This window comes from Paenarthrobacter sp. PAE-2, from assembly GCF_026013155.1.
Lineage (GTDB): Bacteria > Actinomycetota > Actinomycetes > Actinomycetales > Micrococcaceae > Arthrobacter > Arthrobacter ureafaciens.
The window spans coordinates 78,209-94,358 of sequence record NZ_JAPDNV010000006.1; the positions used below are offsets into that span (position 1 = coordinate 78,209).

Below are 16,150 nucleotides of genomic sequence, written 5' to 3' on the forward strand. Positions count from 1 at the left end.
TTCGTTCAAACACTTAGTTCAGTTCAAACACGCTGTCCACGCGTGAGCAGCGCCCACGCGTGGACAGCGGAGGTTTGCAGACTCAGTCGACCGGTACCAGCAGCGCCACGGGGTACTGGTCCAGCAGTGTGCCCAACTCAACGGAGCCGGCCTGGTAGGTAGAGCCGGTGAGCTCATCCTTGTAGCTGGCAGGCAGGTCGATGGACGTGTCCCGCCAACCACCATCGCGGGCCAGGCGCTTGGGCAAGCGCGTGGCAACCGTGAGGGCGCCGGACTTCGCGTCGCCACGGTCGAACGCCACTGCGTGGGCAGCAGCCGAACCTTGGACAGGCACCGGACGGTAACCGCCGAACAGTTCCGGACGGTCCCGGCGCAGCCTCAGCGCCCGGGAGACCACCAACAGCTTCGCGGCTTCCTCCGTGTATTCAGGGTTGGCGCCTGCGTCGAGCTCGGCGAGCGCACTGATCCGGGCCTCGAAATCCACCGGGCGCCGGTTGTCCGGGTCGGTGAGTGATCCGTCCCGGAATTCCGTGCCCTGGTAAACGTCCGGCACACCCGGCATCGTCAGCTGGACAATCTTGGCCGACAACGAGTTCGAAGTACCGTACGGTTCCAGCTCGGCGACGAAGTTCTCCAGCGCAGCTTCCACTTCCGGGACGTCAAAGACGGCGTCGACGGCGGCAGCCAAGTGCCGCTCAAACTCCTGGTCCGGATCGGTCCAGTTGGTGGAGTTGCCGGCCTCCCGGGCGGCTTTCAGCGCGTAGGACTGCAGCCTTCCGCGGTCCGCGGGCCATGCCCCGGCGATGGCCTGCCAGATGAGCGCGGCGAGGGGGCCGTCCGGAATGGGAGCCAGTTCCTGCACGGTGCCCAGGAACAGCTCCCACTCCGGGACCGATTCCGCGATGACCGTAATCCGGGCCCTTGCATCCTCGCTGCGCTTGGTGTCGTGGGTGCTGAGGGTGGTCATGGACAACGGAAGCTCGGCTTGCCGCCGGGCCATGCGTTCGTGGAACTCCTCGGGAGCAATAGCAAACTCCGTCGGGTCCGCTCCGACCTCCGTCAGGGTGCCCAGACGGGTGTAGCGGAAGAACGCAGTGTCCTCCACGCCCTTGGCCATCACCATGCCGGAGGTCTGCTGGAAGCGGCGCGCCAGTTCTCCCGAGGTATCCAGCAGAAGGGGCTGGAGTCCCTCAAGGACCGACCTCAACTCGGGGCGGTGCGAGGCCGCGTTGGCGATGGCTTCCTCAAGGACTTCCCGCCCGTACGGAAGGTAGGAGCGGTAGATGGGGAACCAGCAAATGATCTCGGCCAGGGCGTCAGCGACGTCCAAGCGGGGCAAGGCGCTGGATTCGGGAACCAACCGGGACAAGCGAAGGATCTCCGAACGCAGGATGCCGTCCGCGATACGCCTCTTGGTGCCGTGGATCATCACGTGGTAATCCGCGGGTTCGGCTTCGTCGCGCAGGCGGGCATCCAGGGAGTTCAAGTACTCCTCCGCAGCCGGATCCACGAACAGACGGTCCACGTCCGCCAAGGCGTCGTAGCCCGTAGTTCCCTCGCATTGGAACGTCCCCGGGAGCTTCTCCCCCGGTTCCAGGATCTTCTCGATCAGCAAGTAGGCCCCACCGGTAGCTTCGCGAAGCCGGACCAGGTAACCCTCGGGATCCGCCAAGCCGTCGGGGTGGTCGATCCGCAGACCGTCCACCAGGCCCTCGCGGAACCACCGCACAATTTCCTCGTGGGACTCATCAAAGACCCAGGGGATCTCCACTCGAACGCCGGCCAGGGAGTTGACGGCGAAGAAGCGACGGTAGTTCAGTTCGGCATCTGCACGACGCCAGCCCACCAGTTCATAGTGCTGGCGGGAATGGACTTCCTGCGGGGTGTCGCCGTCATTGAAGCTGCCCTCGGCGAGCGGGAAGCGGTGGTCGTAATAATGGAGTTCACCATCGGCCAGTTTGAGCTGGTCAACATCGTCATCGCTGCCCAGCACCGGGATACGGATCTTGCCGCCGCCGAAGTCCCAGTCGACGTCGAAAGCCTCGGCGTACTTGGACTTGCGGCCTTCCTTGAGCAGGTCCCACCACCAAGGGTTCTGTCCCGGTGTTGCGACACCCATGTGGTTGGGCACGATGTCCGCCAGGACACCGAGCCCCTGCTCACGGGCCGCCTTGGACAAGGCAGCCAGCCCCTCCGGTCCCCCACGTGAGGGATCCACGGTGGAGGGATCGGTCACGTCATAACCGTGGTCCGAGCCCTCCTCCGCTGTGAGGATCGGCGAGACGTACACCCAGTCGATACCAACGTTGTGCAGGTAGCCGGTCAGCTTGGCCGCGTCCTGAAGCGTGAAGCTTGGGCGGATCTGGAGCCTGTACGTGGAGACCGGCGTCCTCATGCCTTATCCCCTTCTGCGTCCTCTTCCGCCTCCGGAGCTTCGGTAGCTTCGGCGTCTGTAGCCTCGCTGCCGGCGCCCTCATCCTTGTAATCCAGAGCCAACGACGACACCGCCGGCGCTGTGATCGAAGCGGTCTCAGGCGTGCTGGTCTGGGTCAGTGCCGCCAGCGAAGCAGCCACGGAGTGGTCCGGCTCGACCTCGGGCGCGGTGTGGGCGCGGAGGACCACGAGCGACTTTCCGGCGACCATGAGGATCTGCTCCGGCTTGACGACGTCGGCCTCTGCGCCTTCGCCGCCGGTGTCGATCATGACGTCCCAGGCGGGGGCGTACTCTTCGGACGGGATCCTGAAGCCCACCTCATCCACGTCCGCGTTGAAGTACAGCAGGAAGTTGACGTCGGTGATCCGCCGGCCCTGGTTGTCCTGGCCGCGGATGCCGTCCCCGTTCAGGAAGACTCCCACGGACCGGCCCAAGGCGGCGTCCCAGTCCTCGGGAGTCATGGTCCCGCCGTCGTTGTCCAGCCACACGATGTCCGGAAGGCGTTCGCCCTCGCCACGGACCGCAGGGCGTCCGTCAAAGAAGCGGCTCCGCCGGAGGCTCGGGTGCTTGGCGCGGAGGGCGCTGACTGCAGCGGTGAACTCGATCAGCGGCTGGTCGACGTTTTCCCAGTTGATCCACGTGAGCTCGGAGTCCTGGCAATAACCGTTGTTGTTGCCCTGCTGGGTGCGGCCAAGTTCGTCGCCGTGCAGGAGCATGGGGACACCCTGGGACAGGAACAGTGAAGCAATGAAGTTCCGTTGCTGGCGGGCACGCAAGCCGAGCACCGTGGGATCATCCGTTGGTCCTTCGACGCCGCAGTTCCAGGAGCGGTTGTGGGATTCGCCGTCGTTGTTGTCCTCACCATTGGCGTCATTGTGCTTCTCGTTGTAGGAAACGAGGTCCATCAAGGTGAAGCCGTCATGGGCGGTGACAAAGTTGATGGAGGCATAGGGCCGGCGGCCGGAGTGCTCGTACAGGTCGGCCGAGCCTGTGAGGCGCGAGGCAAATTCACCCAGGGTGGACGGCTCGCCCCGCCAGAAGTCGCGGACGGTGTCCCGGTACTTGCCGTTCCATTCCGTCCACTGCGGCGGGAAGTTGCCCACCTGGTAACCACCCGGTCCAACGTCCCACGGCTCCGCGATGAGCTTGACCTGGGACACTACCGGGTCCTGCTGAATGAGTTCGAAGAACGTGGAGAGCTTGTCCACGTCATAGAACTCGCGGGCAAGCGTGGAGGCGAGGTCAAAACGGAAACCGTCGACGTGCATCTCCGTGACCCAGTAGCGCAGGGAGTCCATGAGCAACTGGAGCGAGTGCGGGTGCCGGACATTCAGGGAGTTGCCTGTGCCGGTGTAGTCCATGTAGTACTTCTGGTCGTCCTCCACCAGGCGGTAGTAGGCCGAGTTGTCGATGCCCTTGAAGGACAGCGTGGGACCCAGGTGGTTGCCTTCGGCCGTGTGGTTGTACACGACGTCGAGGATGACCTCAATGCCTGCGGTGTGCAGGGCACGGACCATCGCTTTGAAGTCCTGGACCTGCTGGCCGGTATCGCCCTTGGAGCTGTAGCTGTTGTGCGGGGCGAAGAAGCCAATGGTGTTGTAGCCCCAGTAGTTGTTCAGGCCCTTGTCCTGGAGGATGCCGTCATTCACGAACTGGTGCACCGGCATCAGCTCGATGGCCGTGATCCCGAGCTTCTGCAGGTGGGAAATGACTGCCGGGTGGGCGACGCCGGCATAGGTACCGCGCTGCTCCTCGGGTACCTCCGGATGCAGCTGGGTGAGGCCCTTGACGTGGGCTTCGTAGATGACCGACTTGTGGTACGGGATGCGCGGAAGCTTGTCTCCGTCCCAGTCGAAGAACGGGTTAATGACCACGCCCAGCATCATGTGGGGCGCGGAATCGTCGTCATTGCGGGAATCGGGGTCTCCAAGGTTGTAGGAGAACAACGCCGGGTCCCAGTCAATCTGCCGGTGGACTGCCTTGGCGTAGGGGTCCAGCAGGAGCTTGTTCGGGTTGAACCGCAACCCTGCGTCGGGATCATAAGGACCGTGCACCCGATAGCCGTACTTCTGCCCTGGCTGTGCCTGCGGAAGGTAGCAGTGCCACACATAGCCGTCCACTTCCGTGACTTCGACGCGCTCTTCCGCGCCGTCGTCATCGAAGAGGCATAGTTCCACCCGCTCAGCCCTTTCGCTGAACAAAGCAAAATTGGTGCCCGTGCCGTCAAACGTGGCGCCGAGCGGATAAGCCGATCCAGGCCAGACTTCCATGCGTTCTCCTCTTGGATGATGCGAACAACTGCTGCAAGCCTACTCATGACCTACGACAAGACAGTAACCTTACCGTTTTCTCGAGTCGCATTCCGCGCTGAGCGAACCCAGAACGTGGGGTACAGCCGCCATGATCGCCGAGGCAGTAAGGGGCCCCCCGCCAAAAACCCGCGAGGCTGAGGTGCCGGCACGGCCATGAACGGTAGCCGCAACTGCCGCCACAGCAGCCCAGCGGTCCTCCACTGCCAGCCCCAAGGCTGCGTAAGCGCCGTCGTCGTCCGTCAGTGCCTCAGCGGACTGGGCCATCAACGATCCCAGCACCCCCGCCAGAACGTCCCCGCTGCCCGCGGTGGCCATCCAAGGCGTCCCCTCGGACTGGCTGAAAACAACGCCCGACGGCGACGCCACCAGTGTGGAGGCACCCTTCAGGAGCACTGTGGCCCCCGTTTGTTGGGCAGCCAGGCGGACAAAATGGAGCGGCCTGGACTCGACGTCCTCACGGGTCACAGCCACCTCCCCGGCGGCATGCAAAGAGCCAAGCAGGGTAGCGAGCTCACCGGCATGCGGGGTCAGGATCCAGTTCGCAGGACAACGCTCCGGAAGGAGGCTCAGGGCGCCGGCGTCGACCACCACCGGCAGCCTGGCGTCCAAGGCGGACCGGAACGCCCTGCGGGCCCGGTCCTGCTGCTCATTCCCGTCAACGCCGGGTCCGATCAGCCACGCTTGCACGCGGCCGGGTTCATCGCTTTCCCACAGCGACTCCGGGGTGCGGGCCAGGACTTGCCTGGCAGCAGCCTCCGGCCCTTGGTAACGGACCATGCCCACGCCGGAGACGGCGGCCGCATGCACGCACAATTCGGCCGCCCCCACATATCGCTCCGAACCGGCCACCACACCCAGCACTCCCCTGGAGTACTTCTGGGAGCGGCGGGTAGGCCGGGGCAGCAAGAGCGCTGCGTCCTTGGCGGCCAGCCGGCGCAGTTCCGGTGCTTCCAACAAGTGCTCGATGCCGATGTCCACCAGCGCCAGGCGGCCGGCACAGCCTTCGCCGGGATCGGCCAGCAGTCCGGCCTTGATACCACCGAATGTGACCGTGACATCGGCCTCCAGGACCGGCCAGTGCACTTCGCCCGAGTTGGCGTCAACGCCGCTGGGAACATCACAGGCCACCACGCACGCGGGACCGAGCTCCTGCAGGCAGGCAACCAACTCCGCAGCGGCACCGCGCAGCCCACCCCGGGCACCTGTCCCGAGCAGGGCATCGATGACGACGTCGCTTCCGGCAGCCACGACGGCCAGCTCTTCGGGGTCGCCGGATTCCAGGTGGAGCACCCGGCCACCCGCAGCTTCGAACGCAGCCAGCCCTTCCGGATGGGCCGCGTCCGCGGCGAGTACCGCCGTCGTTCGCAATCCCCGGCGCGCCAGCATGGAGGCAGCGAACAGGCCGTCGCCACCGTTGTTTCCCTTGCCGGCCAGCACGGTGACGCTGGCACCGGTGAGCTTGCGCCTTTTCCGGACTTCCCGGACGACTTCCTGCGCGAGGCCATAGGCTGCCCGCTGCATAAGAACAGCGCCCTCACCGGAGTCCAGGAGCGGTTGTTCCGCGTTCCTGATCTGTTGTCCGGTGAAGGCGCTGATCATTGTTCTGTTGTGCCTGCCCTAGCCCTCGGCCAGGACCGTGGCCGTGGCGATGCCGCCGTCGTGGCTCATGGACAGGTGCCAGCGCTTGACGCCCTTGGCTTCGGCAACGGCCAGAACCGTTCCCTTCACCTGCACGGTGGGGCCGTTCTCATCAAGGCCGATCCAGCAGTCCTGCCAGTTCATACCTGCAGGAGCGCCCAGGACCTTTGCCACCGCTTCCTTCGCGGCAAACCGGGCAGCCAGGGAACGCGTGTTGAGTTCCCTCTCCGCGGGCACGAACAAACGGTCCCTTAGTCCCGGTGTCCGTTCCAGCTGCCGTCCGAACCGCTCGATGTCTACGACGTCTACGCCAATGCCAACAATCATGCGGTTATTCTACGGTCACGCTCTTGGCGAGGTTACGCGGCTGGTCGACGTCGTAGCCCTTCGCTCCTGCAAGCTCTGCTGCGAAGATCTGCAGCGGAACCGTGGTGAGCAGCGGCATAAGCAGCGTGGGGGTCTCCGGTACGTAGAACACGTGCTCTGCGTAGTCCTTGACCGACTCGTCGCCTTCCTCGGCAATAACCAGGGTGCGGGCACCACGTGCACGGACTTCCTGGATGTTGCTGACCACCTTGGAGTGCAGGGAATCGCGGCCACGCGGGGAGGGCACCACGACGAAGACGGGCTGGCCGTCGTCGATCAGTGCGATCGGGCCGTGCTTGAGTTCACCGGCGGCAAAGCCTTCGGCGTGGATGTAGGCGATTTCCTTGAGCTTCAAGGCGCCTTCCAATGCCACCGGGTAGCCGACGTGACGGCCGAGGAACAGCACGGACTTCTCGTCCTTCATGCTGCGGGCAAGTTCGCGCAACGGGCCGGAGCCGTCCAGGATCTGCTGGATCTTGGCAGGAATCTTGCCGAGGTCCGCCAGGACATCCTTGATCTGGCCGCTGAAGATGTTGCCACGCAACTGCGCCAGGTAGAGGCCAAGGAGGTAGGCGGCGGTGATCTGAGCCAGAAACGCCTTGGTGGAAGCCACGGCGATTTCCGGGCCGGCGTGCGTGTACAGCACAGCGTCGGATTCACGCGGGATGGTTGATCCGTTGGTGTTGCAGATGGAGATCGTCTTGGCGCCCTGTTCGCGGGCGTAGCGGACGGCCATGAGGGTGTCCATGGTCTCACCGGACTGGCTGATGGAAACCACCAGTGTGTTCGCGTCCACGATCGGATCGCGGTAACGGAACTCGTGGGCGAGCTCAACCTCGGTGGGTATCCGGCACCAGTTCTCGATTGCGTACTTGGCCACGAGGCCGGCGTATGCAGCAGTACCGCAGGCGAGGACGATGATCTTGTTGACCTGCTTGAGCAGTTCAGGATCGATGCGGAGTTCATCCAGGGTCAGCTTGCCGTTCAGGTCCGAACGGCCCAGCAGGGTCTGGCCTACGGCGTCGGGCTGATCGTGGATTTCCTTCTCCATGAAGGAGTTGAAGCCGCCCTTTTCCGCGGAAGCAGGATCCCAGTCAACGTGGTATTCCTTGCCCTCGGCCGGAGCGCCGAAGAAGTCGGTGATCTCCACGGAGTCGGCGGTGATGGTGACGATCTGGTCCTGGCCGAGTTCGACTGCACGGCGGGTGTAGTCGATGAAGCCGGAGACATCCGAACCGAGGAAGTTCTCACCGTCGCCGAGGCCCACCACGAGCGGGGAGTTACGGCGGGCAGCAACGACGACGTCGGGCTGGTCGGCGTGAACGGCCAGGAGCGTGAAGGCTCCTTCGAGGCGCTGGCATGCCAGGCGCATCGCAGCGGTGAGGTCACCGCCGTCGCCATTCGCGGAACGGAAAATATCGCCCAGCAGGGCGGCAGCAACTTCGGTGTCCGTTTCGGATTCGAAGGTGACGCCCTTGGCGAGGAGTTCCTGCTTGAGTTCGGCGAAGTTTTCGATGATGCCGTTGTGGATCAACGCCAGGCGGCCACCGTCGGAGAGATGGGGGTGGGCGTTACGGTCGGTGGGTCCGCCGTGGGTGGCCCAACGGGTGTGGCCAATGCCGGTCAGGGATTCCGGGACCGGGTTTGCTTCAAGTTCGCTGACCAGGTTGCTCAGCTTTCCGGACTTTTTCCGGGACGAGATGGTCCCGTCAGCCACTACTGCGACGCCAGCGGAGTCGTAGCCGCGGTACTCAAGACGACGCAGCCCCTCCACAACGACGTCAAGGGCGCTGTGCTCAGCTGCCTTACGAGACGAATTGCCAACATAGCCTACGATTCCACACATGAGGTCAAGCCTACCGGCTCAGTCAAACAACTGACGTGGGACATCCCCCCTCCCCGCTTGACTGGTGAGATGCGGATCACGACTCCGGCCATCGCTGCTCGTCGCGCATTTCCTGATCAGCCCCGCGGAGGGCAGAATCGAGAGCGTGACTTTGCAACGCACCGAAGCAAATGGCGACGGCGCTTCTCCCTTTGTTGAGCTGGACCGGCAGACCTGGTCCCGGCTTGCGGCCCAGATGGAGCAGCCCCTCAACGAAGAGGACATCTTCCGCCTCCGCGGCCTCGGCGACCCCCTTGATATGAAGGAAGTACGGGAGGTGTATCTCCCGCTTTCCCGCCTCCTGCACCTCTACGTGGAGGCCTCGCACCAGCTGCACGCAGCCACCACCACTTTCCTTGGCGAACAAACACTGCGCACGCCGTTCGTGATCGGCGTGGCCGGATCCGTCGCGGTGGGCAAGTCCACCATCGCCCGCGTACTCCGCGAAATGCTCCGCCGCTGGCCCGGGACCCCGAATGTGGAACTCATCACCACCGATGGATTCCTCTATCCCTTGGCCGAGCTGAAGCGGCGCCATCTGCTGGAGCGGAAAGGGTTCCCCGAGTCCTATGACCGGCGTGCGCTGTTACGCTTCGTGTCCGCCGTCAAGGGCGGCGCCGAGGAAGTGCGGGCGCCCTGGTACTCGCACGTCACCTACGACATCGTGCCGGGCAAGGAAGTGGTGGTCCGCCGGCCCGACGTCCTGATCGTCGAAGGCCTCAACGTGTTGGCGCCCGCACGCCCCCGCATCGACGGGAAGCAGGGCCTGGCCCTGAGCGACTTCTTCGATTTCTCCATCTACGTCGACGCCAAGACCTCCTACATCGAGGAATGGTACGTAGACCGGTTCCGCAAGCTCCGCACCACGGCCTTCGCCCAGCCGGAGTCCTACTTCCACCGCTACGCCACCCTGTCTGACGAGGACGCCGAGTCAACCGCCCGTGGCATCTGGAAGCGCATCAACGAACCCAACCTCGAAGAGAACGTCCTCCCCACCCGGGGGCGCGCACAGCTGGTGCTCACCAAGGATGCGGACCACTCCATCCGGCGCATGCTTCTGCGGAAGGTGTGACGCCCGTGGGAAGCACAGGGCAGCCCAGCAGGCGGGCATTCACGGGGCTGTTGACTGCCGGCGCCGGCCTCATCGCCCTCTCCGCCTGCACCCCTGAGACGTCCACGCCCTCCCCCGCCGCGGTCGACGCGCCAAGCGGCACTCCCTCGGCAACTGCAACCACCCAGGCTCCGGAAGTCACTCCTGCGGCAGCGGCCACCAGCACCCAACCCGGCCCGTCGCCGTCGAGCGCTGCCGCTACGCAGTACTCACTCACCGACCCCACCAGCCCCTGGGTGGTGGTCAACAAGCACCGGCCCCTGAACCCGCAAATCTACGTGCCCGCCGATCTGGTGCAGCCCGCCGTGCGGCTCGCCGTCAGCGGCGAAGCGAGCCTGCTGAACAGTACGACGGCGGCTGCCGCAGAAAAGATGTTCGGCGCGGCGGCAGCGGAGGGCGTCATCATGGCGTTGGCCTCCGGCTACCGGTCCTATTCAACCCAAGTGGCTACCTACAACGGCTACGTTGCCGGCAGCGGCCAAGCAGCTGCGGACCGTGCGTCGGCAAGACCAGGGTTCTCCGAACACCAAACCGGCTGGTCCTTCGACATCTCCGACGGCGGTGGAGCCTGCAGCTTCCAGCCATGCTTCGCGGAACAGCCTGCTGCCGTGTGGGCCAAAGCCAACGCGCATAAGTTCGGGTTCGTGGTCCGCTACCCGTGGATGTTCCACGAGATCACCGGCTACTTCTACGAGTCGTGGCACCTGAGGTACATCGGCGTGGAGGCAGCCACGGCCATGGCCACGGGTGGCATTGCCACCTTGGAGGAGTACTTTGGCCTGGAGGCTGCGCCGGACTACCTGTGAGATCCAGCGCTTTAAAGCACGCGGCCCGCTCCCCTTCCCGGGGGCGGGCCGCATTCGTAAGGTCAGAGCCTCAGACAGCCAGCTCGGTAGACACTGCCAAACGTTCCTTGACCACGGCAGCCAGGCCGGTGCAGATGCGCTCAGCGGTTTCCATGTCCGCAGCTTCAACCATGACGCGCACCAGCGCTTCCGTGCCGGAAGGACGGAGCAGGACACGGCCGGTCTCGCCAAGTTCCTCAGTAGCGGCGGCAACGGCAGCTGCGACGCCCTCATCGGTTCCGGCGCGGGCCTTGTCCACCCCCTTGACGTTGATCATGAGCTGCGGGAGCTTGGTCATCGCGGTGGCGAGTTCCTGCAGGCTGCATCCGGTGAGCGCCACTTGGGCAGCCAACTGGAGACCGGTCAGGACACCGTCGCCCGTGGTGGCGTAGTCGGAGAAGATCACGTGGCCGGACTGTTCGCCGCCCAGGTTGTAGCCGCCGTCGCGCATCTCCTCGAGGACGTAACGGTCGCCAACGGCGGTTTCACGGATGGTGATGCCGGCGTCGCGCAGGGCGATCTTGAGGCCGAGGTTGCTCATGACCGTGGCAACCAGGATGTTGTCTTTGAGCTTGCCGGCCTTGTTCAGTGCCAACGCCAGGATGGCCATGATCTGGTCGCCGTCCACCTCGTTACCGGCGTGGTCCACGGCAAGGCAACGGTCGGCGTCGCCGTCGTGGGCAATGCCCAGGTCCGCACCGTGCTGAACCACCGCTTCCTTGAGCGGGCCAAGGTGCGTGGAGCCGACGCCGTCGTTGATGTTGAGGCCGTCCGGCTCGGCGCCGATGACAACCACATCAGCGCCTGCGTCCTTGAACACCTGGGGCGAGCAACCGCTGGCAGCACCGTGCGCGCAGTCCAGGACTACTTTGAGGCCGTCCAAACGCTTGGGCAGCGTGCGGAGGAGATGGACGATGTAGCGGTCTTCGGCGTCGGAGAAACGCTGGATGCGGCCAACGTCGCCACCCACGGGGCGCTGCGGCTCCTTGCCGAGCTGCGCCTCTATGGCGTCTTCCACCTCGTCGGGGAGCTTCTGTCCGCCGCGGGCGAAGAACTTAATGCCGTTGTCCGGCGCCGGGTTGTGGGAGGCAGACAGCATCACACCGAAGTCGGCGTCGAGGTCTGCCACCAAGTAAGCGGCGGCGGGAGTGGGCAGCACACCGGCGTCGTAGACATCCACGCCGGAGCTCGAAAGCCCGGCTTCGACGGCCGCGGCGAGGAATTCACCGCTGGCCCGGGGGTCCCTGGCGACGACGGCGCGCGGCCGCTTACCGTCGGTTGTGCGGTCATGGCCGAGTACGACGGCGGCGGCCTGGGCGAGCTGCATAGCCAGCTCCGCGGTAAGCAATCCGTTCGCGAGACCGCGCACGCCATCTGTTCCAAATAATCTAGACATCGGGTCAAGTTTAGACGACGGCGGCCCGGCACCCGTTCACGGCGCGTACGGGAGCGTCACGCCGGCGGCGGTTTCCGCACGTTAAACGACGGAAACCCGCCCCACCAAATAGTGGAACGGGCTTCCGTGCCCCGCGAGGGGGCGAAGCGCGATTTAGCGCTTGGAGTACTGCTGAGCCTTACGTGCCTTCTTGAGACCGGCCTTCTTACGCTCGATGACGCGGGCGTCACGAGTGAGGAAGCCAGCCTTCTTGAGGGTGGGGCGGTTGTTCTCGACGTCGATCTCGTTCAAGGAACGAGCAATGCCGAGACGCAGTGCGCCAGCCTGGCCGGAGGGGCCACCGCCGTGGATACGGGCGATGACGTCGTAAGCACCTTCGAGGTCAAGAACACGGAACGGTTCGTTGACATCCTGCTGGTGCAGCTTGTTCGGGAAGTAGTTGGCCAGCTCGCGGCCGTTGATGGTCCACTTGCCGGAACCCGGAACAACGCGAACGCGTGCAACGGCTTCCTTGCGACGGCCAACAGCTGCACCGGCAACGGTCAGTGCAGGGCGCTCCTTCTTGGGCGCGTCCTCGGCGGGTGCGCTTTCAGAGGTGTAGCTGGTGAGGTTTTCCTCAGCCTCGACGGCTTCGGCGGTCAGTTCTTCGTTCTGAGCCACGGTTCTCCTTGAATAAAAAGTTGTTTGGTGGCCAGGACTACTGGGCGACCTGGGTGATTTCGAAAGTCTTCGGCTGCTGCGCAGCGTGCGGGTGCTCCGGGCCTGCGTAGACCTTAAGCTTGCCCAGCTGCTGGGCTGCAAGGGAGTTCTTGGGGAGCATGCCCTTGATGGCCTTCTCAACAGCGCGAACCGGGTTCTTCTCCAGCAGTTCTGCGTAGTTGACGGAGGTCAGGCCGCCCGGGTAGCCGGAGTGGCGGTATGCGCGCTTCTGCTCCAGCTTGGCGCCGGTGAGGGCGACCTTTTCAGCGTTGATGATGATGACGAAGTCGCCCATGTCCATGTGGGACGCAAAGGTCGGCTTGTGCTTTCCGCGCAGCAGTGTTGCGGTCTGGCTGGCAAGACGACCAAGGACAACATCGGTGGCGTCAATGACGTGCCACTGGCGGTTGATATCGCCGGGCTTCGGGGTGTACGTACGCACGGTTTTGCCTCGTTCTTGTTCTGGCGTTCATGTTTTGGGACACGCAATAAGACGTGCACCTACTCTGTATGCGTTACCGGAGCAGAGGTGAGGGCTCTATAGACCAGTCATCCCAAAGTCTCGAAATGCCACCCGGGTTACTGACCCTGCAACTGGATCCCCAAGTGGGCATGTGTCATCGAGATAGGACACGCACAACGACTATAAACAATACCTTCAACGGTATGTCCGGGTCAAAATGGGGTGACCGCGCCTTGGGGCCGGCTGCCTTTAAGGAGGGCTCATGACCGACGGACCTACCCTGCCGCTCCTGCTCGCCCTGGGCGCCCTGCTGTTGAGTCCCTTGAGTGAGCTGCTCATCGCCCGGTCGCTCCCCCGGCTCAGCGGGCTTCCCTCCCTAAGGGTACGGATCACGACGGCGGCAGTCACCGCGCTGCTGTTCGGCTTACTGGGATGGCGTTTTGGCATTTCCCCGGAGCTGCCGGCCTTTCTTTTATTGGCCCTTCTTGGAGTGCAGCTTTCCCGAATTGATTTTGCCCTCCATTTACTGCCGAACGGCCTTGTTCTGAGTCTTCTGGGGGGCGGCTTGGTACTCCTGGGGGTCTCTTCCGCGGTCTCGCCGGGGTGGCCGGAGCTGCTCAGAGCCCTCCTGGGAGGGCTGGTTTTGTTCGCCGGCTACCTGATTTTGGGAATTATTTCGCCGCGCAGCCTCGGAATGGGCGATGTGAAGCTCGCAGCGCCACTTGGACTGTACTTGGGGTACTTGGGTTGGAAGCAAGTACTCTTCGGCGGACTACTGGGGTTCGTGGTGGGCGGGGTGCTCACGGTGCTGATGTTACGGCTGAGATCCGCGGAAAAACCGGCTGAAACGGCCCACGGCCCCGCTATGGTGGCAGCCGCCCTGGGCGTCGTACTGGTGCTCCAGTAGTACGTCCTTAGCTCTTTTCTTCCCCTTGGGCAGCGGCCGGTTTTTGCCCGGAAAAACCTAAGTCTCCTGAGCTTTCCAAGTAGTCCCTTGGCAGTTTCCGTGCCAAAACTGAGTACTCCCCCGGGACCCTACGTGTGAGCGCATATTGGCCCGCCAATAAATCGAGTACGACTACGCATTGTTCCTTGCCATGCCCCTGGGGAATTCTTGAGACATCGAATTCCGGACCGCTAAAGGAAATACGGGGGTAGTTCGGAGGACGTAGCAAATTCACATAATTTGCGGACCTATAACTGAAACCCATCATTTGACAAATCATTATCTGGGAAGGATTTTCCAATGTCTGCTCTTATGCTCTCCGTCACCTCGTTCATCGCCGGCGTCAAGACCCGCCTCACCCAAGAGGAGAAGGGCGCGACGATGGTTGAGTACGGCATCATGATCGCGTTTATTGCCCTCTTGGTTTTGGGAGCTGTTTCCCTCCTCGGCCCGCAGATCGCCAACCTGTTCACCCAGGTCGACAACGCCATCTAGCTGATCGCTTTACAGGCTGGCTCTGGTGGCGACCGTCACCGGAGCCAGCTTGCTTTCATCGTCCTATCTGGGAAGGCCATGGACTTATGGAACGGAAGGAACGCGGTGCAGTAGCTATTGAGATGGCTATTCTGCTCCCGCTGCTGCTCCTGATTTTGATCGGCATTATCGAATTCGGACGCGTCCTGAATGTACAAGTGTCTCTGACGCAGGCGGCCCGTGAAGGCGCCCGGTACGCCGCTGTTCACTACCAGGATGGAGCTTTGGATGTCTCGGGGACGGCGTTGGCTGCGGCTCCATCCCTGAACGGGTTGGGTGTAACGGTCAGTGACAATGCGGCCAGCTGCTCTCCTGGATCGAATGTGACCGTCACCACCAGCGTTGCGTTACCCTCCATGTCTGGTTTTCTCGACGCCGGCTTCTTCGGCGCACCGGGCATCTTTCCCATGAACATGTCTGGCGTCGGGGTGATGAGATGCGGTGGTTGAGCCGTCAGCAGAAGAAGGCGAATCGTCATCCAGGTTCGCGGCGAGATTCCCCTGAACGTGGCGCAGCCACCATCGTGGTTGCCGGATTGATGGTTGTGTTGCTGGGCTTTGCAGCCCTGGCAGTAGACGTAGGAGCGCTTTACGCCGAAAAGGCGCAATTACAAAACGGAGCTGATGCGGCTGCCTTGGCGATCGCCACCGATTGCGCCGAAGGCAGTTGCGGAGACAGCACCGCAACCGGTAACCAATTCGCCAACATCAACGCCAACGACAGTTCAAGCGGCGCGGCTGTCTCCTTTCCCGCTGCCACCACCGTTCGGGTGGAGACCAATGCCAGGGACAGCGCTGGTCAGAACAGCTTCTCCCTGTATTTTGCACGCGTTCTTGGGTTTGAATCCGCAACTGTGACCGCATCTGCAGAAGCCTCTTGGGGGGCGCCGTCCGCTGCCACGACCCTCCCATGGACGGTTAGTGAGTGCGTATTCAAGAAGTACCTCTCGCCAACACAATTGGCTTCTCTAAACTCCACCGGCAATTTCACGGGCGATCCGATACCCACACACCTTCTTCTGCGCTATGACGAAAACACGCCGACAGTGCCCGGATGCGCAGCACAGAATGGTTATCGTCCAGGAGGTTTCGGATGGCTCGATACAGACACTGGATGTTCAACGAACATCGATCTGGATATGACCGTCGACGGACAAACTGGAAATCATTTTCCCAACGGTGTCGGCTGTAACGCTGCACTTGCGAACATCATGAATGAGCCGGCACTCATTCCCCTCTTCAATGCAGCAACCGGCAACGGCGACAACACGACTTACACCCTTATCGGTTTCGCCGCGTTTCAAGTTACCGGCTATAAGTTCAGCGGCTCTGGGGCCGTTGTGGACCCTCTTGCTCCGAGTTGCAACGGAAATTGCCGCGGGCTTCAGGGGTACTTCACCCGCTTCGTAAGTCTCGAGGAGGGCATGCAGTCGACAGGCGGTGGTCCGAATTACGGCGCCTCTGTCGTCTATCTCACCGAGTAGCGCAGCTACTCAATCTCGCAGCACAATTCAAAGGAGTA

General features: G+C 63.2%; 14 protein-coding genes. 6 read left to right on the forward strand and 8 right to left on the reverse strand.

Translation table 11 applies throughout. The features are described from left to right. Positions 1–82: 82 nt before the first annotated feature. From treY to glmS, 5 genes are all read right to left on the reverse strand, one after another. Positions 83–2,395, reverse strand: a complete 2,313-nt coding sequence (gene treY / locus OCL88_RS05265; RefSeq protein ID WP_264961842.1) for a malto-oligosyltrehalose synthase — start codon at positions 2,393–2,395, stop codon at positions 83–85. Next, a complete protein-coding gene (glgX, locus tag OCL88_RS05270) occupies positions 2,392–4,704 on the reverse strand; it encodes a glycogen debranching protein GlgX (protein ID WP_264961843.1) in 2,313 nt (770 codons plus the stop codon). The genes treY and glgX overlap by 4 nt, the downstream gene beginning before the upstream one ends. 69 nt (positions 4,705–4,773) lie before the next feature. After that, on the reverse strand, positions 4,774–6,345 hold the full coding sequence (locus tag OCL88_RS05275) for an NAD(P)H-hydrate dehydratase (protein WP_264961844.1): 1,572 nt from the start codon (positions 6,343–6,345) through the stop codon (positions 4,774–4,776). An 18-nt stretch (positions 6,346–6,363) separates the two neighbouring features. After that, positions 6,364–6,711, reverse strand: a complete 348-nt coding sequence (locus OCL88_RS05280) for a holo-ACP synthase (protein ID WP_011775548.1) — start codon at positions 6,709–6,711, stop codon at positions 6,364–6,366. Between the two features lie 4 nt (positions 6,712–6,715). Beyond that, the gene (gene glmS, locus OCL88_RS05285) at positions 6,716–8,596 is read right to left on the reverse strand and encodes a glutamine--fructose-6-phosphate transaminase (isomerizing) (RefSeq protein ID WP_062097453.1); all 1,881 of its coding nucleotides are present in this window, start codon (positions 8,594–8,596) and stop codon (positions 6,716–6,718) included. Between the two features lie 136 nt (positions 8,597–8,732). Between glmS and coaA the strand changes: the two genes are divergently transcribed. Both coaA and OCL88_RS05295 read left to right on the forward strand, forming a co-directional pair. Beyond that, positions 8,733–9,707, forward strand: coding sequence for a type I pantothenate kinase (gene coaA / locus OCL88_RS05290; protein ID WP_170828570.1), 975 nt, complete (start codon positions 8,733–8,735; stop codon positions 9,705–9,707). Between the two features lie 5 nt (positions 9,708–9,712). Further along, complete coding sequence (locus tag OCL88_RS05295; RefSeq protein ID WP_264961845.1) at positions 9,713–10,552, forward strand: D-alanyl-D-alanine carboxypeptidase family protein; 840 nt, start codon at positions 9,713–9,715, stop codon at positions 10,550–10,552. Positions 10,553–10,622: 70 nt separating this feature from the next. Here the strand turns inward: OCL88_RS05295 and glmM are convergent, their stop codons facing one another. The 3 genes from glmM to rplM form a co-directional block, all read right to left on the reverse strand. Next, positions 10,623–11,987: a phosphoglucosamine mutase gene (gene glmM / locus OCL88_RS05300; protein WP_264961846.1), complete on the reverse strand. Its 1,365-nt coding sequence runs from the start codon at positions 11,985–11,987 to the stop codon at positions 10,623–10,625. A 153-nt stretch (positions 11,988–12,140) separates the two neighbouring features. Continuing rightward, positions 12,141–12,647 carry a 30S ribosomal protein S9 gene (rpsI, locus tag OCL88_RS05305; RefSeq protein ID WP_021472449.1) on the reverse strand — a complete coding sequence of 169 codons (507 nt, stop codon included), beginning with the start codon at positions 12,645–12,647 and terminating at the stop codon, positions 12,141–12,143. 37 nt (positions 12,648–12,684) lie between these two features. Further along, positions 12,685–13,128, reverse strand: a complete 444-nt coding sequence (rplM, locus tag OCL88_RS05310) for a 50S ribosomal protein L13 (RefSeq protein ID WP_021472448.1) — start codon at positions 13,126–13,128, stop codon at positions 12,685–12,687. 283 nt (positions 13,129–13,411) lie between these two features. On the opposite strand from rplM, the gene OCL88_RS05315 reads away from it, so the two are divergent. From OCL88_RS05315 to OCL88_RS05330, 4 genes are all read left to right on the forward strand, one after another. Further along, a complete protein-coding gene (locus OCL88_RS05315; RefSeq protein ID WP_193593156.1) occupies positions 13,412–14,056 on the forward strand; it encodes a prepilin peptidase in 645 nt (214 codons plus the stop codon). 339 nt (positions 14,057–14,395) lie between these two features. Continuing rightward, positions 14,396–14,590 carry a Flp family type IVb pilin gene (locus tag OCL88_RS05320; protein WP_264961847.1) on the forward strand — a complete coding sequence of 65 codons (195 nt, stop codon included), beginning with the start codon at positions 14,396–14,398 and terminating at the stop codon, positions 14,588–14,590. An 86-nt stretch (positions 14,591–14,676) separates the two neighbouring features. Further along, a complete protein-coding gene (locus OCL88_RS05325; RefSeq protein ID WP_062097462.1) occupies positions 14,677–15,078 on the forward strand; it encodes a TadE/TadG family type IV pilus assembly protein in 402 nt (133 codons plus the stop codon). After that, positions 15,066–16,112 carry a pilus assembly protein TadG-related protein gene (locus tag OCL88_RS05330; protein WP_394357963.1) on the forward strand — a complete coding sequence of 349 codons (1,047 nt, stop codon included), beginning with the start codon at positions 15,066–15,068 and terminating at the stop codon, positions 16,110–16,112. The genes OCL88_RS05325 and OCL88_RS05330 overlap by 13 nt, the downstream gene beginning before the upstream one ends. The last annotated feature ends 38 nt before the right edge of the window (positions 16,113–16,150 follow it).

What these genes read in the sequence shown, in the direction of transcription:
- treY (WP_264961842.1), bottom strand. Translation starts at nt 2,395, where the DNA reads ATGAGGACGCCGGTCTCCACGTACAGGCTCCAGATCCGCCCAAGCTTC.
- glgX (WP_264961843.1), bottom strand. Translation starts at nt 4,704, where the DNA reads ATGGAAGTCTGGCCTGGATCGGCTTATCCGCTCGGCGCCACGTTTGAC.
- OCL88_RS05275 (WP_264961844.1), bottom strand. Translation starts at nt 6,345, where the DNA reads ATGATCAGCGCCTTCACCGGACAACAGATCAGGAACGCGGAACAACCG.
- OCL88_RS05280 (WP_011775548.1), bottom strand. Translation starts at nt 6,711, where the DNA reads ATGATTGTTGGCATTGGCGTAGACGTCGTAGACATCGAGCGGTTCGGA.
- glmS (WP_062097453.1), bottom strand. Translation starts at nt 8,596, where the DNA reads ATGTGTGGAATCGTAGGCTATGTTGGCAATTCGTCTCGTAAGGCAGCT.
- glmM (WP_264961846.1), bottom strand. Translation starts at nt 11,987, where the DNA reads ATGTCTAGATTATTTGGAACAGATGGCGTGCGCGGTCTCGCGAACGGA.
- OCL88_RS05315 (WP_193593156.1), top strand. Translation starts at nt 13,412, where the DNA reads ATGACCGACGGACCTACCCTGCCGCTCCTGCTCGCCCTGGGCGCCCTG.
- OCL88_RS05320 (WP_264961847.1), top strand. Translation starts at nt 14,396, where the DNA reads ATGTCTGCTCTTATGCTCTCCGTCACCTCGTTCATCGCCGGCGTCAAG.
- OCL88_RS05325 (WP_062097462.1), top strand. Translation starts at nt 14,677, where the DNA reads ATGGAACGGAAGGAACGCGGTGCAGTAGCTATTGAGATGGCTATTCTG.
- OCL88_RS05330 (WP_394357963.1), top strand. Translation starts at nt 15,066, where the DNA reads ATGCGGTGGTTGAGCCGTCAGCAGAAGAAGGCGAATCGTCATCCAGGT.